Origin of the sequence: Ancylomarina salipaludis, from assembly GCF_004122035.1 — a bacterium.
Taxonomy (GTDB): domain Bacteria; phylum Bacteroidota; class Bacteroidia; order Bacteroidales; family Marinifilaceae; genus Ancylomarina; species Ancylomarina salipaludis.
Window position 1 is genome coordinate 117,626 of sequence record NZ_SAXA01000003.1, and the last position, 23,578, is coordinate 141,203.

20 protein-coding genes are annotated in these 23,578 nt (G+C 36.8%); 12 read left to right on the forward strand and 8 right to left on the reverse strand.

From position 1 onward, the window contains the following. Positions 1 to 238: 238 nt before the first annotated feature. The 3 genes from EO244_RS04675 (at position 239) to EO244_RS04685 (ending at position 4,247) form a co-directional block, all read left to right on the forward strand. The gene (locus EO244_RS04675; RefSeq protein WP_129253445.1) at positions 239 to 1,540 is read left to right on the forward strand and encodes a dihydrolipoamide acetyltransferase family protein; all 1,302 of its coding nucleotides are present in this window, start codon (positions 239 to 241) and stop codon (positions 1,538 to 1,540) included. A gap of 59 nt (positions 1,541 to 1,599) precedes the next feature. After that, positions 1,600 to 3,642, forward strand: a complete 2,043-nt coding sequence (locus EO244_RS04680; protein ID WP_129253446.1) for an alpha-ketoacid dehydrogenase subunit alpha/beta — start codon at positions 1,600 to 1,602, stop codon at positions 3,640 to 3,642. Positions 3,643 to 3,743: 101 nt separating this feature from the next. Continuing rightward, a complete protein-coding gene (locus tag EO244_RS04685) occupies positions 3,744 to 4,247 on the forward strand; it encodes a flavodoxin (RefSeq protein WP_129253448.1) in 504 nt (167 codons plus the stop codon). An 84-nt stretch (positions 4,248 to 4,331) separates the two neighbouring features. Here EO244_RS04685 and EO244_RS04690 read toward each other — a convergent pair whose 3' ends face one another. The 4 genes from EO244_RS04690 to EO244_RS04705 all read right to left on the reverse strand — a co-directional run bounded on the left by EO244_RS04690 (position 4,332) and on the right by EO244_RS04705 (position 10,121). Continuing rightward, positions 4,332 to 6,155, reverse strand: a complete 1,824-nt coding sequence (locus EO244_RS04690; protein ID WP_129253450.1) for an ABC transporter ATP-binding protein — start codon at positions 6,153 to 6,155, stop codon at positions 4,332 to 4,334. Positions 6,156 to 6,364: 209 nt separating this feature from the next. Next, complete coding sequence (purB, locus tag EO244_RS04695; protein ID WP_129253452.1) at positions 6,365 to 7,702, reverse strand: adenylosuccinate lyase; 1,338 nt, start codon at positions 7,700 to 7,702, stop codon at positions 6,365 to 6,367. 157 nt (positions 7,703 to 7,859) lie between these two features. Continuing rightward, a complete protein-coding gene (locus tag EO244_RS04700) occupies positions 7,860 to 8,327 on the reverse strand; it encodes an HAD family hydrolase (protein WP_129253454.1) in 468 nt (155 codons plus the stop codon). A gap of 72 nt (positions 8,328 to 8,399) precedes the next feature. Next, positions 8,400 to 10,121, reverse strand: coding sequence for a DUF3078 domain-containing protein (locus EO244_RS04705; protein WP_129253456.1), 1,722 nt, complete (start codon positions 10,119 to 10,121; stop codon positions 8,400 to 8,402). A gap of 543 nt (positions 10,122 to 10,664) precedes the next feature. Here EO244_RS04705 and EO244_RS04710 point away from each other — a divergent pair. After that, entirely contained in the window at positions 10,665 to 12,044 is a 1,380-nt protein-coding gene (locus tag EO244_RS04710) for a tryptophanase (RefSeq protein WP_129253458.1), read from the forward strand. A 233-nt stretch (positions 12,045 to 12,277) separates the two neighbouring features. Then, positions 12,278 to 13,168 (forward strand): hypothetical protein, encoded by an 891-nt coding sequence (locus EO244_RS04715; protein WP_129253460.1) that lies wholly within the window; start codon positions 12,278 to 12,280, stop codon positions 13,166 to 13,168. A gap of 65 nt (positions 13,169 to 13,233) precedes the next feature. Here the strand turns inward: EO244_RS04715 and EO244_RS04720 are convergent, their stop codons facing one another. Next, positions 13,234 to 13,926, reverse strand: a complete 693-nt coding sequence (locus tag EO244_RS04720; protein ID WP_129253462.1) for a tetratricopeptide repeat protein — start codon at positions 13,924 to 13,926, stop codon at positions 13,234 to 13,236. 214 nt (positions 13,927 to 14,140) lie between these two features. Between EO244_RS04720 and recF the strand changes: the two genes are divergently transcribed. Both recF and EO244_RS04730 read left to right on the forward strand, forming a co-directional pair. Continuing rightward, entirely contained in the window at positions 14,141 to 15,244 is a 1,104-nt protein-coding gene (recF, locus tag EO244_RS04725; RefSeq protein ID WP_129253464.1) for a DNA replication/repair protein RecF, read from the forward strand. A gap of 35 nt (positions 15,245 to 15,279) precedes the next feature. Continuing rightward, positions 15,280 to 15,570 carry a DUF721 domain-containing protein gene (locus EO244_RS04730; RefSeq protein ID WP_129253467.1) on the forward strand — a complete coding sequence of 97 codons (291 nt, stop codon included), beginning with the start codon at positions 15,280 to 15,282 and terminating at the stop codon, positions 15,568 to 15,570. Positions 15,571 to 15,628: 58 nt separating this feature from the next. Here EO244_RS04730 and EO244_RS04735 read toward each other — a convergent pair whose 3' ends face one another. Next, entirely contained in the window at positions 15,629 to 16,048 is a 420-nt protein-coding gene (locus tag EO244_RS04735; protein WP_129253468.1) for a nucleoside-diphosphate kinase, read from the reverse strand. 271 nt (positions 16,049 to 16,319) lie between these two features. Between EO244_RS04735 and EO244_RS04740 the strand changes: the two genes are divergently transcribed. Continuing rightward, on the forward strand, positions 16,320 to 17,339 hold the full coding sequence (locus EO244_RS04740) for a DHH family phosphoesterase (protein ID WP_129253470.1): 1,020 nt from the start codon (positions 16,320 to 16,322) through the stop codon (positions 17,337 to 17,339). Positions 17,340 to 17,413: 74 nt separating this feature from the next. Here EO244_RS04740 and EO244_RS04745 read toward each other — a convergent pair whose 3' ends face one another. Both EO244_RS04745 and EO244_RS04750 read right to left on the reverse strand, forming a co-directional pair. After that, complete coding sequence (locus EO244_RS04745; RefSeq protein ID WP_129253472.1) at positions 17,414 to 19,267, reverse strand: hypothetical protein; 1,854 nt, start codon at positions 19,265 to 19,267, stop codon at positions 17,414 to 17,416. Between the two features lie 205 nt (positions 19,268 to 19,472). Next, on the reverse strand, positions 19,473 to 20,180 hold the full coding sequence (locus tag EO244_RS04750; RefSeq protein ID WP_129253474.1) for an SAM-dependent methyltransferase: 708 nt from the start codon (positions 20,178 to 20,180) through the stop codon (positions 19,473 to 19,475). 444 nt (positions 20,181 to 20,624) lie between these two features. Here EO244_RS04750 and EO244_RS04755 point away from each other — a divergent pair, with 444 nt between their 5' ends. The 4 genes from EO244_RS04755 to EO244_RS04770 all read left to right on the forward strand — a co-directional run bounded on the left by EO244_RS04755 (position 20,625) and on the right by EO244_RS04770 (position 23,575). Continuing rightward, on the forward strand, positions 20,625 to 21,128 hold the full coding sequence (locus EO244_RS04755) for a hypothetical protein (protein WP_129253476.1): 504 nt from the start codon (positions 20,625 to 20,627) through the stop codon (positions 21,126 to 21,128). 32 nt (positions 21,129 to 21,160) lie between these two features. Next, positions 21,161 to 21,937 carry a Rossmann-like and DUF2520 domain-containing protein gene (locus EO244_RS04760; protein ID WP_129253478.1) on the forward strand — a complete coding sequence of 259 codons (777 nt, stop codon included), beginning with the start codon at positions 21,161 to 21,163 and terminating at the stop codon, positions 21,935 to 21,937. 78 nt (positions 21,938 to 22,015) lie between these two features. Continuing rightward, on the forward strand, positions 22,016 to 22,543 hold the full coding sequence (locus EO244_RS04765) for a KdsC family phosphatase (RefSeq protein ID WP_129253480.1): 528 nt from the start codon (positions 22,016 to 22,018) through the stop codon (positions 22,541 to 22,543). Between the two features lie 72 nt (positions 22,544 to 22,615). Then, a complete protein-coding gene (locus EO244_RS04770; protein WP_129253482.1) occupies positions 22,616 to 23,575 on the forward strand; it encodes a UbiA family prenyltransferase in 960 nt (319 codons plus the stop codon). Positions 23,576 to 23,578 lie beyond the last annotated feature (3 nt).

Genomic DNA, 23,578 nt, shown 5'->3' on the forward strand with positions numbered 1-23,578 from the left:
ACTATTTGAGGACTTATTTTGAAAATAGGCTTTATCTTCTGATAATCACGCCTTTTTTCCTTAATAATTATTCATTAACTTGTGATATGTGACTTTGTAAATGGCTGATAATGAATGTTGAATTCTTAGTTGTTATCCAGAGATTGCAAAAAAGTTAAATCTTAAGGAGTCTAAATAAAAATAAATGATATATTTGTCTCATTATTTATAAAGATTCTAACTAATAATCAAAGAATATATGTCAAGTTTTGAAATTCTAATGCCCAAGTTGGGGGAGAGTGTTCAGGAGGCAACCATCACCAAAATGTTTGTTAATCTTAATGATACAGTTGAAGAGGATGATATGCTTTTCGAGATTGCAACCGATAAGGTGGACTCTGAGATTCCTTCTCCTGTATCTGGGAAAGTGATTGAAATTCGCTACAAAGAGGACGATGTGGTACCTGTGGGTGAGGTTGTAGCAATTATTGATTTGAGTGGTGGTGACGATGCAGAAGAAAGCCAGACTCAGGAAACAGCAAGCTTGGAAGCTTCGGTTGTTGAAGAAAAAGTAGTGAGAGAATCTGTTGATATTAAATCAGATTCTGATCGTTTTTATTCTCCGTTGGTAAAAGCAATTGCTCAAAAAGAACAAATCAGTCAAGCTGAGTTGGATTCAATTGTGGGACATGGCAAAGATGGTCGTGTACAGAAAGAGGATGTTTTGAAATTTGTTGCTGAGAGACAAAGTCCGGTACAAGCTCAGATTGTTGCTGAAACACCTGTTAAGCCAGTAGCAGAAAAAACACCTGCAAGTAACGAAAAACCAAAGGTTTCAATGTCAGTTGGAGCGAACGATCAGATTATTGAGATGGATCGTATGCGTCGAATTATTGCTGATCATATGGTAATGTCGAAGCAAACTTCACCTCACGTTACTGCTATGGTTGAGGCCGATGTAACCGATATGGTAAATTGGAGAAACAAGGTGAAAGACGAATTCTTTGCAAAAGAGAAAACCAAAATCACGTTTATGCCGATTATCATTGAGGCTGTTTCAAAAGCTTTACGCGAATTCCCAATGATTAATTCATCAGTTGATGACTATAAGATTATTGTGAAAAAAGATATTAATATTGGCGTTGCAGTTGCTTTACCATCAGGTAATCTGATTGTTCCTGTTATTAAAAATGCAGACCAAAAGAATCTTCTTGGTTTGACTGTTGGTATGAATACTTTGGCTGATAAGGCTAGAAACAACAAATTAGATGCAGATGATATTCAAGGTGGAACCTTCACAATATCAAATTTTGGATCGTTTAAAAATGTAATGGGAACACCGATAATCAATCAGCCACAGGTTGCGATCCTAGCTGTTGGTACTATTGAAAAGAAACCTGCAGTACTGGAAACACCTGCTGGTGATGTTATTGTTCCACGTCAAAAAATGTTCTTATCTCTTTCTTACGACCACCGTGTGGTTGATGGTGCTTTGGGTGGTGCTTTCTTGAGAAAGATTGCCGATTACCTGGAGGAGTTTGATCTTAACAGAGCAGTTTAACGGACTTTGATCAGACAAGCATTTAAAGACAGATTACTAATATATTAATGACTTTTACAATGACAAATAAGAAAAAATATAGCATAAAGGAGACCCCTAAAGAGCTACTTGCTGAGTGGTTTAATTTAATGACTTTAGGACGAGCTCTTGACGAAAAAGCGCCTAATTATTTGAAACAAGCTATTGGCTGGTCGTATCATGCTCCTTATGCTGGACATGATGGTATTCAGTTGGCTATTGGACAAATATTTGATAGAAAAACGGATCATTTGTTTCCTTATTACCGTGATATGTTGACTTCGTTATCTGCTGGTTTAACTGCGGAAGAGGTTATTTTTAATGGTATTTCAAAAGATACTGATGTTGCCGGTGGTGGGCGTCATATGTCGAATCACTTTGCAAAACCCGAGTGGAATGTGCACAACGTTTCGTCATGTACGGGGAATCATACTTTGCATGCGGTAGGTATTGCGCGTGCATTGAAACATTATAAAGGTAAGGGTGTTGCCATTAGTTCTCAGGGGGAATCTTCAGTTTCAGAAGGTTACGTTTATGAGGCGATTAATGGAGCTTCGAAAGAACAATTGCCCGTTATTTTTGTTTTCCAGGACAATGGTTATGGTATCTCAGTTCCTAAGAAAGATCAGACCGCAAATCGTAAGGTTGCGGATAACTTTAGAGGATTAAAATATTTGAAGATTTTCCATTGCAATGGTAAAGATGTTTTTGATTCGATGAATACCATGGCAGAGGCAAAAGCTTATGCGATTGAAAATCAGATGCCGGCTATTGTTCAGGCAAACTGTGTGCGTATGGGCTCGCATTCAAATTCGGATAAACATGAGTTGTATCGTGATAATGCTGAGTTAAACTACGTGCAGAAATACGATCCTTTGGCTAAGTTTCGTCGTTTGTTAATTCGTTACGAGCGTTTTACTGAGGAGGAATTGCAAGCAATTGAAGCGGATGTGAAATTACAGGTTAAGAAGGCACACCGTGCAGGTTTGACTGCTCCGGATCCGGATCCAAATTCGGTTCACGATTTTGTGATGCCTGAAGCTTATCCAGCTGCTAAATATCCGGAAGGACTTCATAATGAAACAGGAGAATCCAAGAAATTAATTGAGGGCTTAAATGAAACCCTAAAAGCTGAATTCCGCCACAATCCTGATACTTTTATTTGGGGACAAGATATTGCCAACAAAGACAAGGGAGGTATTTTTAATGTGTCGAAAGGCATGCAACAGGAGTTTGGTATTGAACGCGTGTTTAATGCACCTATTGCCGAAGATTTTATTATGGGTACGGCCAATGGTATGAGTCGTTTTAATGATAAGATTCGTATTGTTGTTGAAGGGGCTGAGTTTGCCGATTATTTTTGGCCGGCTATGGAACAGTTTGTTGAAACAACCCATGAATACTGGCGTACTAAAGGCCAATATTCACCTAATATTACTGTTCGTTTAGCTTCAGGTGGTTATATTGGAGGAGGACTTTATCATTCACAGAATATTGAAGGTGCTCTATCAACTTTCCCTGGTGTTCGAATTGTTTACCCATCTTATGCTGATGATGCGGCAGGTTTGCTTCGTACAAGTATCCGTTCGAAAGGGATGACCGTATTTATGGAGCCAAAGGCTTTGTATAACGATCCGAAAGCAGCTGCAGTTATTCCTGATGATTTCGAGGTGCCATTTGGTAAAGCTCGTGTTCGTCGCGAGGGAACAGACCTAACAATTATTACCTATGGTAACACGACCCACATGTGTGTTGAGGTGGCTGATCAGATTGCCAAAGATTTGGGTCGAAATGTTGAGGTAATGGACTTGCGTTCCTTAATTCCATTGGATAAGGAAAGCATTCTTAAGTCGGTTGCTAAAACCAATAAAGTATTAGTAGTACACGAAGATAAAGTATTCTCCGGGTTTGGTGCTGAAATTGCAGCGATTGTAACAGAGGAGGCTTTTGAACATTTGGATGCACCTGTAAAACGAGTTGGATCAACTTTTACTCCGGTTGGATTTAATCGAATTTTGGAAAAAGCAATTCTTCCAAACAATGAGAAAATTTACGCTGCAGCTAAAGATTTATTAGACTACTAAACGAGTGATAAGTTAATTTGAAAATGAGTAAATATGTTACGAATAAATTGTAATTTTAATAGTAACGGTTAACTTTTATCAGATTCTAAAAATATAAAGAGATGAAAATTGGATTAATATATAGCTTCAATACCATTAAGACTTCGAAGAATGCTGAGAAAATCAAGAAAGCTTTCGGTAAAGATTTTGATGTGGAAATGGTAAATGCTGAGGAGATTGATGAGAATACTTTCTTGTCCTTTGATAATATGGTGCTTGGCGTTCCAACTTGGTTCGATGGCGAATTGCCAAACTATTGGGATGAGTTTATGCCGGCTATTGAACAATTGAAACTCAAAGGAAAAAAAGTAGCTCTTTTCGGTTTGGGCGATCAGGTCGGTTATCCTGAAAATTTTGTAGATGCCATAGGTTTATTAGCGATTGCCTTGGAAGACCGAGGAGCTCAAGTGATTGGCTTGATAAGTCCCGAAGGCTATACCTTTGAGCGTTCCGTAGCTTTACGTGATGGAAAATTCTTAGGACTTGCCTTGGATATCGAGAACCAAGCTGCTTTGACCGATGAGCGCATTAAGACTTGGGTAGAGCAATTGAAGAAGGAATTTTAATTCTAACAATTAGTCTAAACGAAAAAAGATGATCCGAGGTGGATCATCTTTTTTTTTTTATATATAAATACGATTAATAAATGCTTATAGCATCTGCATGTCGTTAAGTTTTTTGTAGGTGCCATTCAATTTAATCAACTCATCATGCTTGCCTCGCTCTACAATCTCACCCTCGTGGAAAACACAGATTAAATCGGCATTTTTTACTGTTGATAAACGGTGAGCAATTACAACTGATGTTCTGTTTTGCATTAACTTATCCAAAGCATCCTGTACCAAACGTTCAGATTCTGTATCCAGTGCAGAAGTTGCCTCGTCCAGAATCATAATTGGAGGGTTCTTCAATACCGCACGTGCAATACTCAATCGCTGACGCTGACCACCAGAAAGTTTACCGCCACGATCACCAATATTCGTCTGGTAACCATCTTCAGTTGCTGTAATAAAATCATGAGCATTTGCAATTTTTGCTGCAGCTTCAACCTCTTCTTGTGTGGCATTGTCAACACCAAAGGCAATGTTGTTAAAAATGGTGTCGTTAAAAAGGATAGATTCTTGGTTTACATTACCCATTAGGTTTCGCATATCGGCAATCTTGCAATCGCGAATATCTTCGCCATCAATGAAAATACCACCTTCAATCACATCGTAAAAACGTGGTAAGAGGTCAACAAAAGTAGTTTTACCTGATCCGGATTGTCCAACAAGTGCTACGGTTTTCCCTTTTGGAATCTCAAGGTTGATGTTTTTCAGAACTTGTTTTTCACCATTGTAGGTAAAGCTTACGTTTCTGTATTCAATCGCTTTCTCGAATTTATCAACCGATTTGGCATTGGCTTTATCAACAATAGTCGACTCAGCATCTAAGATTTGATCGATACGCTCCATAGCCGCTAAACCTTTTTGAATGCTGTACAAGGCTTTTGAAAAGGCTTTTGCAGGATTAATAATTGAATAGAAAACAACCAAATACGCAATAAACCCAGCACCATTCATCCCGCTTTCACCATTTAGAATCAAGCGGCCACCATACCAAAGGACAATGACAATCACAATGGTACCTAAGAATTCACTGACAGGATGTGCCAATATACGTCTACGCATCAGGCTATTCATAATACGACGGTAGTCGTTATTTTCAGTAGCAAAATGTTTTTTTACCTTATCTTCAGCTGTAAAAGCCTTGATAATACGAAGTCCGGAAAGGGTTTCTTCAATGGTTGATAACAAATCGCCCATTTTGTTTTGTCCCAAACGAGAAGTTTTTTTAAGACTTTTCCCAATTTGCCCAATAATATAACCGGCAATAGGTAAAAGGATGAAACTAAAGAGAGTTAACTGCGGACTCATGATAATCATTGATACAAGGTACACAATGATTAAAACTGGATTTTTAATAAACATGTCCAATGAGTTCATTACCGAGTTTTCGACCTCTTGTACATCACCTGTTGAGCGAGAAATAATATCTCCTTTTTTCTCTTCGGTGAAGAATGGAATAGGTAGGTTAACAATCTTATCATAAATTTGTTTTCTCATATCACGAACGACACCGTTGCGAATACCAACTGTGTGGTAAGAACCCAAGTATGTAAAAGCGACTTTGAAAAGAGCAGTAATAATCAAGACGAAACCGACAAATAGGAGTGCTGAATCGGCTCCATATTCGATCTTCATTTGAGTAGTATAATAATAGAAATTGTGTTTTAATGAATCGATACTCAGCTCCCAAGGAACGAGTTCTTCGACTGGCTTTGCCATTTCGAAAAGAATTTCGAGAACAGGTTGCATCATTACAAAGGAGAATACCCCAAAGATAGCTGCAAGTAAGTTATACACAAAACTCATGATTAAATCACTCTTGTAGGGAGGAAGGAATCGTTTTAATATTTGAATGAAATCTTTCATTTATTCGTTTAAATTATTTCTGTATGTATGGGTTATATTTTGTTTTTCAGGCATGAAGTAAAACAAAATAGCTGGTAAAAATACGATTCTTACCCGCTATTCGCAAAGATTTAACAATATTTAGATGCTGAAGTGCTTTGTGGAGGTATAACAAAAAAAGGCCGCAAAAGTCAAACTCCTGCGGCATTTCAATTAAATGTATTTTGAGATTAAACTCCTGTATAATTGCTCGGAGTGATGGTTTTCAATTCAGCTTTTAGACTGTTAGGAATCTCAAGTGTATCGATAAACTCAGCAATGCTCTCGCTGGTTATTTTTGTATTGGTTCTGGTTAAAGCTTTCAACGCTTCGTATGGGTTTGGATAAGCTTCTCTACGCAAAATGGTTTGAATGGCTTCAGCAACAACTGCCCAGTTATCTTCCAAATCAGCTTCAAAAGCATCAGGAGAAAGAATCAGTTTATCCAATCCTTTTAATACGGATTTGAAGGCAATAATTGAGTGAGCAAATGGTACCCCAATATTTCTCAATACAGTTGAATCGGTAAGATCACGTTGCAAACGAGAGATAGGTAATTTAGATGCCAAATGTTCATAAGTTGCATTAGCTAAGCCCAGATTACCTTCTGAATTTTCAAAATCGATAGGGTTTACCTTATGAGGCATAGCTGAAGAGCCTACTTCACCTTCTTTAATTCTTTGCTTGAAGTAATTCATGGAGATATATGTCCAAAAATCACGGTTCATATCAATTAATATGGTGTTGATACGCTTGAAGTTATCGAAGATAGCACCCATATTGTCGTAGTTCGAAATTTGAGTGGTGTATTCTTCACGCTCTAATTTCAACGACTCGTTTACAAATTTGTTACCAAAAGCTTTCCAGTCGATTTGTGGATAAGCGACATGATGGGCATTGAAATTACCCGTAGCGCCACCAAATTTTGCTGAACAAGGAACCGATTTTAATAGGTCTAATTGTTTTTTTAGACGGTATACATAAACTTGAATTTCTTTACCCAAACGAGTTGGTGAAGCGGGTTGTCCGTGAGTACGAGCCAAAAGAGCCACATCTTTCCAGTCGTTTGATAAGTTTTCAAGCTTTTCAATCAATTCGTCTAAAAGAGGGTAATAAACATCATGTACGGCATCCCTCAAAGAGTATGGCGTAGCAGTGTTGTTGATATCCTGAGAAGTCAATCCAAAGTGGATGAATTCTTTATATTCTTGTAAGTTAAGAGCGTCAAATTTTTCTTTGATGAAGTATTCAACGGCTTTTACATCGTGATTGGTTACAGCCTCAATGTCTTTAACTTTCTGTGCATCTTCAACAGTAAAGTCTAAGTATAAACTGCGTAGTTCATCAAAATTATTGGTGTCGAAATCGGCTAGCTGAGGTAGTGGATACTCGCAAAGTGAGATGAAATATTCGACCTCTACCAATACCCGGTATCGAATAAGCGCATACTCCGAAAAATATTCTCCTAATACGTCAACCTTGTCACGGTAGCGTCCATCGATTGGTGAAATAGCTGTTAAACTGTGCATTCTATAAAAATTAAGTTGTAAAATGATTATTTAGTTTTGCAAAGATACAATATAATGTGAATGAGCATAAATGAATTTTTACGAATCTCTCATTGACAAGATTTTTCCTTGGGGTTTATTAATAAAAAAAGACAGCCCTTAGGATGTCTTTAAAATCTTATCGTTTCATAGTGGCGATAAAGGTGTCGGAATCTAAAAAGAAATCTAATGCATCGACAATCGATGGCATAATTACATCGACATGATCGATAACATCTTTGTGAATGCCTTCTGCTTGAAGCGTAGCAATGGAAACTTTTGATTGAACAAAGAGTCCAATATCTGTTCGAGCATTACCAATGGAAGCTATATTTTTACTTCCCAGTGAAAGAAGGATATCCTCTTTTTCGCGTGCATTGCTTGCTTCGTAGTAGGTCATGCCACTAACACGAGCTAGATGGTTAGCAGTACCACGTTGATCAGCTGATACCATTACTACATTAACACCATGTGCTTGCAACTGATGAATTTTCTCGATAACGCCAGGAACAATTTCGCCTTTAATTGAGATCGTTCCATTTGAGTCGACAATTAAGGTATCAATCTCAATTACTCCTACTCCTGAAACATCGTAAATCATACTCATAATCTGAATTTATTAGTTTTTAATTCAATATCTTATAATTATGGGTCGAGTTCTGTATGTAGAACTCATTTTTTAAAATTGATATTTAACTCCAACAGCTAAGTTTTCCTTAAACTGAATCTTCGATCCGGTATCATCATCCGAAATCAGATAGGTTGATATGGTTGTTGTTAAGTATTGATTAATCGGAAGATTTAAAATGAATTGCCAATCTACATCAATATTCTTGGGTTTATTGGTATAACTCGAATAGAATTCAAGTTTATTTTCCATACTGATTTCCTTTGTGATTTTCCACTTGTGCAGGATTTTCACATAGGAACCGACCTCTTTTTTAATTTTTTTATCAGCATCAATACCAAAAGCAGTCTGATCGATATTTGCCGTATCCCTTACAATGGTGTACTTAGCTGTAAAGGGTGAAATCAGAATTGAGAAGTCTTTTTGGGGTTTAAAGTCTAAACCGACTGAGCCCAGAATATAAGCAGGAGCAAAGAAATTCGAAATGAGTTGTCTGTTTCCGTCAGCTGAGTAATTGTAACCTCTGACAAATTGTGTTCTCAGATTAAACATGGATGTGTAATACCATTTTCCGAATGCCAATTGACCAAATTTTGTATTGAGTTCCAGTTTATCCTGATTTTTTCTAAACTCATTATCACCTGATTTTAAAAGACCGTATTGGAGATCGAGAGTTGTTTCCCAAGAGGTTTTGTTTTTTTGATATTTGGCAAAAGATTTAACACCTGCTAAAGCCGAAATTGAACTTTCGCCCCCTTCAGCCCAGTCTTTACTTACATGACCTTGATTGAAATCCAGCTTAACCAGAGTTCCAAATTTCCAAATATCGACATAGCGATTGTATTTTTTTAGTTTTGCCAGTTTGAATCCATCAGGCGATACTTTTTCTTCTAAACGAACTTTGGCTCCTTTTCGTTTGGTATTTCTCACCGATTCCTGATAAACATCGTCATCGTACAAAATACGGATGCCTTTACTTGGTGTATTTTGAAGCCAAATACCAATTGAATCCCGTTTGTTTTTTTTCAACCAGAAGCGTTTAAAATCCGGTTTACCATTATTTATCCAAAAGGCAAGGGAGTCGTTCATAGCATTTTTTACTGCAAACTCAACGGAGTCACGACTGATTTCTCTGATCCATTGGTGTATCGAATCGTCTTCGATATAATGATACAATTGAGTGTATTTTCGCGTATCATCTATCAAATTGGATTTCTCGTCCTTTGAAAGTTCTTTGGTTTGTTCGATTTTTTGATTTTCAAGATCGACTTTTTTTGCCAGTTCTCTGAGAGCTTCTTCGGTTTGACGTTTTTCGATATAGGATTTCAGGTAGGTCACCATATTTCTGATACTGTCATTTTTCACATAGTCCAGCAAAGTGTTTACTGCGTTATCCAAAGATTTATTCTCTTTTGAATGCGCCTCAATATCAAGCTCTCCAAGCAAATATTTGAAATCGATATTGTTGATGTGTTTTAATGGATCAGTGTATTTTATCGTTTTTATTGCATAGGTTGAATAGGCATCTAGGGTCGATTTTGAATGGCTGATTTTGTAGAGTTTACCAGGAAGCAATTTCACCTTAATTTCAATTGAATCGCGTTCAATTGAACTGATTGGATTCTGAGGTTCATTTTGCAGAACGGGCATGTTTTGTATGCCAATAAATTGGGTGTCAAAAACCTGATTGTAAATTGAACTTGCCTTACTTTCCGATGAAAAAAGGATGCTTGATTGAAAGAGTAATAGAAAGAGGAAAAGGTTGCGATTCATCTCAATGCGTGTGTCTTAGGGTTTAGTATAAGTTGTCAGTGATAATTTACCAGACAGATCAGATAAACTGATCCATATTTCAATTCCACCAAGAACAAAAATGAGAATAAATTTCTGTTTAAAAAGGGAAAAATGCGTATAAATAACTACAATCGTTTGCGAAAAATGCCTGCAGCTCTTTTTTATGAAATTGAAAAAACTTATTTTTGGGGCAATGGTAAAAATTGAGACTATGAAAAAGCATAATCAACTTTCCAAACCAAAGCAGAACAACTTCCTTAATATAAAGAACCGCGACGGATACCACTATTAGTCGTTGAGGTTTTTTTATTGTCAATTGACTGAGCTTTAAAAAAGCTTTCCCACTATATACTGTAATTATTAGATCAAAATTGATAGCGTAAGCTATACTAGTTTCTACACACCTAATTTTATTTGGGTGCTGTATTTCAGGTACATCTAATTGTAAACCCAAACTCAAAGTTTTTCATTTTATAATGAGAAGATTAATACGATACATTTAAAATTTAAAAGAATATAATCATGGAATTACCTTTCGCAGAATCGTTTAAAATCAAGATGGTTGAAACCATCAGAAAAAGTACCAGAGAAGAGAGAGAAAAATGGCTTAAGGAAGCCAATTATAACTTGTTTAACCTAAAAAGCGATCACGTATTTATTGACCTTTTGACTGATTCAGGAACAGGTGCAATGAGTGATAAGCAGTGGTCGGAGCTAATGTTGGGTGATGAGTCATATGCAGGAGCCCGATCATATTACAAAATGAAAGATGCTTTGAAAAATATTCTAGGTTTCGATCATTTTTTACCAACGCATCAGGGGCGTGCTGCTGAGAATGTATTGTTTTCTGTTTTGGTAAAAGAAGGTGATGTTGTTCCTGGTAATTCACACTTTGATACAACTAAAGGTCATATCGAATTCAGAAAAGCCAAAGCTGTTGATTGTACCATTGATGAGGCTTTCGATACCTTAATTGATCATCCTTTCAAAGGAAATTTGGATCTTGTAAAACTAGAATCGGTACTTTCAACTTACCCTAAGGAGCAGATTCCGATGATTATTGTTACAGTAACGTGTAACACATCTGGTGGACAGCCTGTTTCTATGGCAAACATGAAAGCTGTTAAGGAATTAGCTGACAAGTATGGTATTCCTGTGTGTTTCGATTCGGCTCGTTTTGCTGAGAATGCTTATTTTATTAAGCTTCGTGAAGAGGGGTATCAGGATAAGACAATCAAGGAGATTGTAAAGGAAATGTATACATATGCTGATATGGCAACCATGAGTTCTAAAAAGGATGCTATTGTAAACATGGGTGGATTCATTGCAATGAGAGATGAGAACCTATGGAAACAGGCATCTACTTACAATATCATGTTCGAAGGTTATGTGACTTATGGTGGTATGTCAGGTCGTGATATGAATGCTTTGGCTCAAGGTCTTGACGAAGGAACGGAGTTTGAAACATTGGAAACACGTATTAAGCAAGTTGAATACTTGGGTGAGAAACTAAGAAGTTTTGGTGTACCTATTCAGATGCCAATTGGTGGACACGCTATTTTTGTTGATGCTAAGAAATTTTTAAGTCATATTCCAAAAGAAGAATACCAGGCACAAACCTTAGGATGTGAATTGTATCTTGAAGCGGGTATTCGTGGTGTTGAGATTGGTGCAATTTTGGCTGACAGAGATCCTGAAACGCGTGAGAACCGTTACCCTAAATTGGAATTGTTGCGTTTAGCTATTCCTCGTCGTACTTACACCAACAATCATATGGATGTGGTTGCAGTAGCGCTTAAAAATGTTTGGGACAGACGTATGGATATTAAGCACGGTCTTAAGATTGTGGACGAGGCTCCAATTATGCGTCACTTTACTGTACAACTTGAGAAAGTTGAGTAATTTCTGAATCTCGTTAAAGTTTGATATAGCCCCTTTTTAGGGGCTTTTTTTATGGCTTACTTTTTTGTGATTATTAATTTACAGAGAGTTTAAATAAATAGCCAGATCACTGGAATTAGGCTTTCAGAAGTCCTGTTGTTCTTTCCATTGTTCTGATTGATTATATACCAGTCTTTATATCTAAATATATTCATATATTGAGACACCTAAATATTTATTTAATAAGACCTAAAATGAAAAGAATTAGTCTCGTTTACCTTTTCTGTATTTTTGCCAGTCTGGCTTCAGCACAGGAAGTAGAATTGTCACCTTTTTTTAAGCTTGATGCTATAAAGAATTATGAATTGGATCAGGCGAAAGATCTGCTTGAGAATGCTTTTTCAGAAAAATCCTTTAAGTTAATTGGAGATTATAATCCGGAAAATAAAGATAGCTTAAGAGTGCTTTGTTTTTCTCGCAAGGATTTATCGGAGCTTTGTTTAAAATCGAAAGATAGAGGAGCTTTGGCATCTGTTATTCGTGTCGGAATTGTTCAACTGGGAGATCATGTAACTGTTAGCTTATTGAATCCTCAATATGTGTTTTGTGCCTATTTATCGAATTACGAAAGTGATAAATCCGGTTTGATGAATATTGTGAGTGATAGTAAAGAGGCACTCAAAAGCCTGGGTGGAAAAATTGAAGCATTTGGAGGTTGTCTGACTGAAAAGGAACTTAAAAAGTATCATTATAAAATAATGATGCCCTATTTCAATGATCCTGTTGATTTAAATACGTTTGATTCTTTTGAAGAAGGATTAGCAACAATACGTAAGAATATAAACAGTGGAAAAGGGCATACGAGTTTGGTTTACGAGCAAGTTTTTGGAGACGAAAAGGTGGCTGTGTTTGGACTTGGCCTTATGGATGCTGATGATGGAGAAGGGCATTTTCTACCAATAATTGGTGAAGAGCACATTGCTGCTATGCCTTATGAGATTATTCTTCAGGGAAAAGAAGTGAGTATGCTGCATGGTAAATACCGTTTTGCTTTGTATTGGCCAGAGTTGACCATGGGGACTTTTATGAAGATTATGAGTACGCCTGGTGATGTTGAAGACTTCCTGAAAGAAATGACGCATTAAAGAGGACTGGAAACAAAAAAGCGAAGATCATTGATCTTCGCTTTTTTAATATCTGAATGAGTTGATTACTTCAACTTCAATTTTGCACGAGTAATGTATTTTTCGATGTCACGAGCTTCTGATGATTTTGCAAAATCTTTCTCAATAGTTTCGTAAGCAGCTAAAGCATCAGCGTAATTTCCTATCATTTCGTAAGCGATACCTGCTTTCTGAAGATAGATAGGTGTTGTGAAATTATTAGGGTTGATTGAGCTTGCAGTCATATAGTTCGAAGCTGCTTTTTCGTTATTACCAAGTTCCATATAAGCATCACCAATTGCAGCTTTAGCTAGAGATGAAAGAATGAAATCATCTGAAGAAAAGTCTTCTAAATAATTGATTGCATTTTGAAATTCACCAAGGTGAAGGTAAGAAATACCTGTATAGTATGCAGCTAAATTACCTGCTTCAGTTGATCCATAATTGTCAATGATATCAAGGAAACCATCATAGTTACCGTCTCCGTTAATCGCAAGATTAAAAGAGTCTAGCTCGAAATAACGCTGCGCCTGAAACATTTCAGCCTGTGCACTTTGCTCTAGTGGAGCTCTGTAATATTTCTGATATGAAAAAATACCTACTGCAATTACAATAATTGCCAATGCGATATACGTTAATTTCTTTTGGTTTTTCTCGATATATTGTTCGGTTCTACTTAAAGCTTCTTCTAAATTTTCAAAGTTATCCTCGTGAACCTGATCTTTTTTGTTTGTAGACATATTAGAAATATTTAATGTTTTATTTTTTGCTAACGCAAATGTAATTTTTTTTGCGAATATTACGACAACTTTTATATAAAAAGTGAATGTGAATTCGGCATTGATTAATGAATGAAATTGAGTCTGAAACTGAATTTATTCGTATTTTTGATGCGGAATAAAAAATCTGAACATAAATTCAGATTGTGATCTCCTCAAAAGCAAAATAAAAGATATGCACTTAAAGCGTTTGTCCCTTATAAATTACAAGAATATAAAAGAGTTGGAAATAGAGCTGTCGCCTAAGATCAACTGTTTTATAGGTAATAATGGCATGGGGAAGACCAATTTGCTTGATGCCGTTTATTACCTGAGTTTTTGCAAAAGCTACTTTTCTTCAACCGATCAATTGAATATTAAGCACGATGAACTTTTTATGGTTCTGGAAGGGAATTACCAGCGTAAGGAGATGGATGAGTTGATTTATTGCGGGCTAAAACGAGGTCAGAAAAAAAACTTTAAGCGAAATAAAAAGGAGTATAAAAAGCTTTCCGAGCATATTGGACTTTTGCCAATTGTGATGGTTTCGCCGGCTGATGTACGCTTAATTACCGATGGGAGTGAGGAGAGACGCAAGTATATGGATAGTGTGATATCGCAATACGATAGAAAGTATTTGGATGATCTGATACGTTACAATCGGGTGATTTTACAACGTAACAAATTGCTAAAGGATTTTGCGCGTCGGGGGAAGTTCGAGGAGGATAGCCTGAGTATTTGGGACGAGCAGATGGTTATCCTGTCTGCTTCGATATATGAAAAGCGTAAGGATTTTTTGAACAAACTGATGCCCGTTTTTCAAGAGTATTATAATATTATATCGCAGGGGAATGAGCGTGTAACTCTGGAATATAAATCGCAGCTGAATGCTCACTCAATGCGGGATTTATTGCGCCATGCTCGTTTGAAAGATCAGGTAATGCAATACACAACGGTTGGTATTCACAAGGATGATTTAATTTTGTCATTGGGTGATTATCCCATCAAGAAAATGGGATCGCAAGGGCAGCAAAAAACCTATCTGATTGCTCTAAAGTTGGCGCAATTCGAATTCATTAAAAAATTGTCTGAATACAATCCGATACTTTTGCTGGATGATATTTTCGATAAGTTGGATGCGGAGCGTGTGGAACAAATCGTACATTTGGTTTCGGAGGAGCGATTCGGCCAAATTTTCATATCAGATACCAATCGCGATCATTTGGATCAGATTTTATCCTCATCGAATTTGACTTACAAGCTTTTTGGTCTTAATAATGGATCAGTTGTTGGTCTCTAAACTTTTTACTTTATCCTTTAATCTTTATCCTTAATATGCGCCGTTCAAAAACACAAAAAATAGAAGAACTTGTCAAGATTGTTTTAAAAGAGCAAGGCTTGGATGTGAAGCTTAAAGAACTGGAGTTGATTAAGGCATGGGAAGTTGTGATTGGTAAGAATGTTGCCAATGCCACAACCAACCTTTATGTCAAAAACAGGAAATTGTATGTACAGCTCCGTTCATCTATTATTCGAAATGAACTGATGCTGATTAAAACGGGTTTGATCAGAGCCTTAAATAAAGAAGTTGACGAGCAGGTTATTGATGATATTGTTGTAAGATAAAAGGCCTAAAAAGCTTGACTTACTCCTTAGACCTTTAAATTTTATTTAATCTTTAAGCTTAGAAAATTTCACAACCCGAAAAGTGAAACGCACCTTCGATACAAGCGTTTTCATCACTATCAGAACCGTGAACAGCATTCTTCGACATCGATTCGGCGAATTGTTTACGAATGGTTCCCTCTTCAGCTTCAGCCGGATTGGTTGCTCCAATTAGTTTTCTGAAATCAGCTACAGCATTTTCTTTTTCAAGAATAGCAGCTATAATAGGCCCCGAACTCATAAATTCAGTTAATTCGGCATAAAAGGGTCTATCCTTGTGAACCTCGTAGAAAACTTCAGCCTGTTGTTTGCTGATTTGAGTGTATTTCAGAGCTGCAATTCTAAAGCCACCTCTTGTAATGGCAGCTAAAATTTCACCAATATAGCCATTGGCAACAGCATCTGGTTTTATCATTGTAAAAGTTCTGTCACTTCTCATAATTCTTAAATTTTGGTTATTGAAACAAATTTAATCATTCTAAATAATAAAGCAAGTAAAAAGCGTTTGATCTGATAATTGGCTGAAAGGTTGATGTTTTAGGCTGGTTTGCAGAAGTGTGTTCGAAAACAAATAAGCCTGTCAATAGCCCATGTTTAAAATAATTAAAGCCAGGTTTATGTCAATTGGATTGAGCTGGTTTTTATTTCAGATTCTTTTAAAATATTCCGTAATTTAGCAAACTTGAATTATAAGAGAGAAAAAACAGACTATGCAAAACAGAATAAATCAAGAGCTGAGCTTGTCGGCCAAAGAATATATACTAGAATCGAATCAGATTTCAATTATCCCTCATGCAGGGCCGGATGGTGATGCCATTGGCTCATCGCTAGCTTTGTTGCGATACCTTAAAAAGTTGGGTAAGCAGGTAAAAGCCATTTGTCCCAATGCTTATCCTGAGTTTTTAACCTGGTTGCATAGTCCTGAGGAGTTGGAGGTTTTTGAGACAGCAGAAAAAGATTGTACAGCTTATATTAATGCGTCAGATTTGATTTTTATTGTCGATCACAATTCCTTTAAGCGTTCGGGTGATTTGGGTAAGCTATTGGAGGAGCATAAGGCAACAAAAATCATGATTGATCATCATCCAATGCCCGAAGATATTGCTGATATTGCTCTGACGGATACGGCTATGTGTTCCACTTGTGAGATGATTTATGAATTTATCGATGCTCTGGGTGATAATGATCTAATTGATGAAGGAATTGCAGAGTGTATTTATACAGGAATCATTACTGATACCGGAGGCTTGAGCTACAACTCATCGAATCAGCGTATTTACGAGATAGTAGGCAACTTGATGGCTAAGGGCATTGATAAGGGAAAGATTCATGGTAATATTTACGATAACTTTTCGGCACATCGAATGAAACTGTTGGGTTATTGTTTGAATGAGGGACTGGAACTTTTGCCCGAATACGAAGCGGCAATTATTCATTTGACCAAAGAAACTCTTGAGGCATTCGAACATCAGGATGGCGATACTGAGGGTTTTGTCAATTATCCTCTATCAATAAAAGGAATCAATATCTCGGTTATTTTTATGGAGAGGGACGATGCGGTTAAAATCTCATTCCGATCGAAAGGTGATATTCCAATCAATCAAATGGCTCGCGATTTCTTTAACGGTGGTGGACATATTAATGCCGCTGGTGGTCGTACTTACGATAGTATGCCCAAAGCTATTGAGAAGTTTAAAAAAGAATTACCAGCCTTTTATAAGAACTTGTAGTTTTTTATTGATCGTATCACAAAGATGCGCCCACTCTTGTAATAGGAGTGGGCGTATTTTGTATGAAATTAATTTTATCGTGATATTGCTTTTAGGATTCGATCCTCTTTGATTAAGACATCCTTCATTAAAAGTTGGTAAGGAAATTTCTTGTGTTTGGAACTTCTGAACCCATCCAGAATATTTACTAAGGAACCTGCTGTAATAAGAGATAGATTAATTTCGAATTCAAGACCACAATCATTCACAAAATCATCACTAAAATCAGGGGCAATTAATAATGATTTTACCACATTGAATCCATTGTTTTTAGCTTGATCTACGTAGGATTTGATTTGTCTGGAAACTGAACTGAACTTATTATAGCCACTTTCCTTAATCGTTTTACATTCAACGATAATAACATCATTATTCCCTAAGTTGAGAATTAAGTCCATTTTGTTCTTTGTTGAATTGAGTTGTTTTTTTAATTTCTCATCAACGTTAAATTCAAGTTGTTCAAATATCGTACGAGTTACGTCTTCAAATTTTAAACCTAACTCAGATTCTTTTATAATAATCCCATTTTCTTTAAGTTCAGAAAGATTTCGGAATCCAAGATGTTCATAGTTTTCGATATAGAGATTCTCAGCGTCTTTATATGCATCAAGAATATTAAGAATAAGGTCACCCCTTGATTTTAATTCTTTGGCAGCAATAAATGTCTTAAGATCGTCATTGGAAATTAAATCGAGAATGTCTCTGGGTTTGATATTGAAATCCAGGTAATATTGGCTGTTTTCAATCTTATCATCCTGCATTTCAAATTCGTTTTGAATTTGTTTTTGCAGATTTGGCAGAACATCAGTTAAATCAATCAAAAGCCTCTCGTAACCTTCAATTGAAATACCCACTTTTTCATCTCGTTCAACATCTTCGAAGTAATTGATGAGGTTTGAAATTTTATCCTCTAAATTAAGACCATGCAGGGGTGTTGATATTTTTAATCCATTCTCCCATAAATCATTCAGTAATTTCTTTTTTTCAGTAAGTTTTGTTCCCTCTTTGTGCAGACTATTTTGTAAAAGAGTAGAGATTGGAATGCCTTCAGAAATAATCAGTTTAATTTTAGTCTCGTAGGTTTGGTCCTTGATATCAATATTGTGCTTGCGACAGATAAGATTTAATTGAGGTTCTCGCAGGGCTTTAAGAATTCTGCGATAATACTTATCGGCTAAATCTTTTTCCCGTATTTTTCTTAGAACCCGAACCATTTCATCGGCTATGTAGAGTTGACTGTTTTTTCTTGAATAAAAAATAACACCAATGTTTTTTAGGAATGAAATGACTTCATCAATATCATGTTTCTCAGGTGGTATAATCAGATAGTTGATTAACTTGATTTCTTCCTGGGATAATTCAAGCTTCTGAGCTAAACACAAAAGAATAGACAATTCATCATCGGTAATTTTTGCTTCTCTGTTGTTTTCAAGATCATTATTGTATGCCGTTTTTACACAAGCTTTATAAATGTTGTAATCACGTATCCTTTGTTCGTCCAATTCTGATTTTTCGTCCAGCAGATTGTTCTTTAAATTTCGAGTTTTCTTCTTGATACTTGAAAGTTCTTTTTCATAGAGATAGCCTAACCATTCTCTTTTTAATATGGCATTTCCATCACGAATAATGATATCGATTAAAATATCCAACTGTGATGTTGTGTTGACAAATTCAGATTTAACGGATTGGGTAAATTCGTGAGTTATCAGATTGAAAACTTTTGAAATATTGGCATTATCAACGCTTTTGAGATCGACATTGTTATCGGAGAGAATTTTTTCTATTTCTTTTATCTTTTTCGGATTTGAATTAATGATATTATCAACAATTTTTAAAAATGAATTTTTCTCAAGGGAGTTAATACTGTCTAATATTTTTTCAAGTTTCATTGCGCTTGTATTTAGTGAGTATTTCTAATAGAATTAAATTCAGTGTAAGCTGATTTATCAGTAAGATCCTTAAATTTAATGATTTATTGTTTATGATTGTTGTAGAATGATTCTAAAAGAGAGCGAGTTAGAGAATGAGTGATTTGATGAAAAAAAGAGCTGTCGATATTATCAACAGCTCTTTCCCATTTATTATGTAATGACTCTATTTATCCTTGTGCAAAAGAAAAATGGTAGGTCGTTTATGTAGTTCGGGCATTTGGCTTTTCCATTGTTTAGCCGGAAGGGTTTTTATGAATTCTGTTTCCAGCGTGATATCAACCGCCACACATATTTTGGTTCCGGCGCTGCATTGCTGCGTCAGATCTTCCAGCAGTTTCATATTACGGTAGGGCGCTTCGATAAAAATTTGAGTTTGGTTTTCGCTAACTGAACGGTTCTCTAATTGTTTGATTTTTTTAGCGCGCTCACCTTCTTTAATAGGAATGTAGCCATTAAAAGCAAAACTTTGGCCGTTGAAACCCGAAGCCATTAGCGATAGCAAAATGGATGAGGGACCAACCAAAGGAATAATTCGAATGTTTTTTTCATGAGCCAATTTCACCACATCAGCCCCGGGATCAGCCACACCAGGACAACCTGCCTCTGAAATAATGCCCATATCATATTCCTCAATCGCCTTTAAATAATCTGAAATAGCAGCAGGCGAACTGTGTTTGTTCAGTTCGTAAAAACTGAGTTCTTCTATGTCGATGTTGCGATCTACTTTTTTTAGGTAACGACGTGCGGTACGGATATTCTCAACAATAAAATGTTTGATGCTTGGAATCAGTTCCTGAATATCTTTTGGTATCACGGCATCGAGTCCCGAATCACCCAATGTGGTTGGTATGAGATAAAGTTTGCCTTTCATATGTTTATAATTTCATATTTGCCATATGTCAGTCGCCCATAAATATTTTCCTGTAAGAGGAAAGATTTAAGCATGGCTCGTTTCATATATTTTGTGCTTGAATGTGCGAATTGCGTTGTGTTAATATGAGGGCAAATGTACAAATATTTAAGTATTACTTGTTCTGTATTGGATCTTCCTGTTTGTAGAGCTGTTTGTGTAGGCTTCCGTTCGCGGGTTGACCCTTTCCGTTCGCGAACGGAAGGGGTTGCTGATGCAACGGAGCACCTCTCAGGTGCAACGGAAAGGGGTACTGATGCAACGGAACACCTCCCAGCTGCAACGGAAAGGGTTGCTAATGCAACGGAACGCCCTCCGAGTGCAACGCAAGGTATCCCTGATGCAACGGAACAGGTTTTGGTTTATATAATCGCTATTATCAGGCAAATCAATTAAATTTGTGGAATGGAAAAAATTAAGGCAGAACAGGAAAAGGAATTTATAAGCCGCATTTTTATCGATGAAATTGGTCGATTGCAGAAAGAGGGCTTTTATTTCTTCTCGTTTATACTGATGGGACAAGCCATTGAAGCCCTGGGTTGTTTTCTGGACAACAAGCCTTTAAAGGCACGGGCACAATCTTCAAAACGATTCTCTAAAGCACTGAATATTCTGATGGGGAATAAATACCGTGTGGTTAATAATGACCACTGGCTGTACGATAGGTTAAGAAATCAATTAACCCACTCTTTTGTACCCAGCAAGTCACTTTATCTATTGTCGCGCGATAGGCAAACTGACGAATTGCAACATTTGCAATGGTCTGACGATAGATTGGTTTTGGTGGCTGAAGACATGTACGATGATTTAAAAGGCGCTTGCAAACAGCTTTTTTCGATGATAGACAAGGGCAAGGTGCCTTTGAAAAATATAGCGGCTTCACCTGTTGATTTGCTTTTGCAGGATTAATTTTTTTCAGATTAGGATTAACGAATCAGACAATGATTAAAAAGATTGTATTTATCGGGGCTGGAAATCTGGCTACACATTTGGCTTTGGCTCTTAAGAAGGCCGGATATCATATCTTACAGGTTTATAGCAGAACACAATTGTCAGCTGAAACTTTAGCTAAGCAAGTTGATGCAGATTCTTGTTGTTCCTATGAAGACCTTCGTCGAGATGCTGATTTGTATATCTTCGCCTTAAGCGATAAAGCTTTGCTTCCTGTTTTGCAAGCTCTGCAGCTGAAAGGGAAAAAGCTGGTGCATACAGCCGGCAGTTTGCCTCTATCGGTATTCGATGATTTTACGACCAGTTACGGCGTGTTTTATCCTTTGCAAACTTTTTCAAAAGCGCGTCAGCTCGATTTTTCGAACATTCCAATTTGCATAGAAGCCAATGGTTCTGATTTGGAATCGGAACTGATCGAAATGGGAAATCGGATATCCAATTCGGTTCAGCTGCTTTCATCACATCAGCGCAAGCAGCTGCATTTGGCAGCGGTTTTCACATGTAATTTCACCAATCATATGTACCATATCGGAGAAGAATTGCTTCGTGAAGAGGGGATGGATTTCGATTTGCTAAAGCCTTTGATTTTGGAGACAGCACTCAAGGTGCAAGAAATGCCGGCTAAAGCTGCACAAACAGGACCTGCCGTTCGTTTCGACGAAGATGTTATAAAAGCACATGAGGAAAGCCTGAAAATGCAGCCCGATTTTCAAAAATTGTATAGATTTGTCAGTGAAAGTATTTATCACTTGCACAAGGGTAAATAATAAGTAGTTAATGAGAATTGAGTTGATGCATTAAATTTCTCTCAAATTTCACACTTAATAGTTCAATATTAAAAAAATATGGCCTTTTTTAAAGAAGATTTGATGAAAGTGAAGGCTTTCATTTTTGATGTGGATGGTGTATTGTCCACAGAGTGTATCACCATCGATTCTGATGGGGAATTGTTGAGAACAGCCAATACAAAGGATGGTTATGCCATTCAGTATGCTGTGAAAAAAGGCTATCCTGTGGCAATTATTACTGGTGGAACTTCCGCTGCAGTTGAACAACGCTACCGTGGTTTGGGGGTTCAGGATATTTATATGTCGTCGAAGGATAAGATAGCGGATTTCGAAAATTTTCTATCGAAATACAATCTTGCTGCAGACAATATCATGTATATGGGGGACGATTTGCCGGATTATGAAGTAATGCAGCGTGTTGGTGTACCAACTTGCCCTAAAAATGCCGTGACTCAAATTAAAGAAATTTCAGCTTATATCTCTGACATGGATGGTGGTTGTGCTTGCGTTCGTGATGTGATGGAACAGGTGCTTCGCGCTCATGGCAATTGGTATGTTGCCGATACTAAGATTCAAAGTATATAAGCTAGTCGGTTTTCTGTTGATGGATAAAATCGCTTCTTTACTTTAACCTTTTTTACTTTAACCTTATTTGTAATGCTCAACTTATTAAGACTGATTCGTGTACCCAATCTGATTATTATTGCTCTGACACAATATGTGATGCGGTATTTTATTATTCGGCCCATTTTGGCGATTAATAGAATTCATCTGCAGCTTAGCGATATTAATTTTGCCATTCTGGTTTTAGCGACTCTTTTTATTGCAGCTGGGGGGTATATTATCAACGATTATTTCGATTGTAAAGCCGATCGTTTAAACAAACGTCAGGTGATTGTGGGAAGGCAAATTAGTCGCCGGGCCTCGCTTGCTTTACATCAAATTTTCAGTTTTGTTGGTTTGGTATTGGGTGGATACGTATCCTATAAAGTAGGGCACTGGCAGTTTATACTGATCTTTTTCATGGCAGGAGGCTTGTTGTGGTTCTATTCCACATCCTATAAGAATCATTTTATCCTGGGGAATTTGGTTATGGCTTTTATTTGTGGGGCCATCCCGTTTTTGGTGGTGATTTTTGAGATTCCGCCTTTAAACAAAACCTATGCAGAAGTATTGGTGGCTTCAAAAACCAATTTCGATTACCTGTTATATTGGGTAGGCGCTTTCTCATTCTTTGCTTTTTTTGCAGTTCTGATTCACCAGTTGATTCGCGATTTGATATCGGTAAAAGGAGATAAGGAGATTGGGAGACGAAGTTTGCCTTTTATTATTGGTTTCAGATGGACAAAGGCGATTATTGTAAGTCTGATCTTATTTTTAAGTGTCTCAGTTTTTGGTGTGTGGTATCAGTTTTTGAATGCCCCTGTAGATAAAATTACGCCTTGGTATTTTAGTATCTTAATTATTTTCCCGCTGCTGTTACTTTGTTACCTCATTTTAAGATTGAAGAAAGATGAAAGCCTTAAGTTTGGAATAATTCTGTTGCGAATTGCGATTCTTGCAGGTATTTCATACGCTTTTGTTGTCAATCATATTCTATCAAATACAAATTTTTAGTTC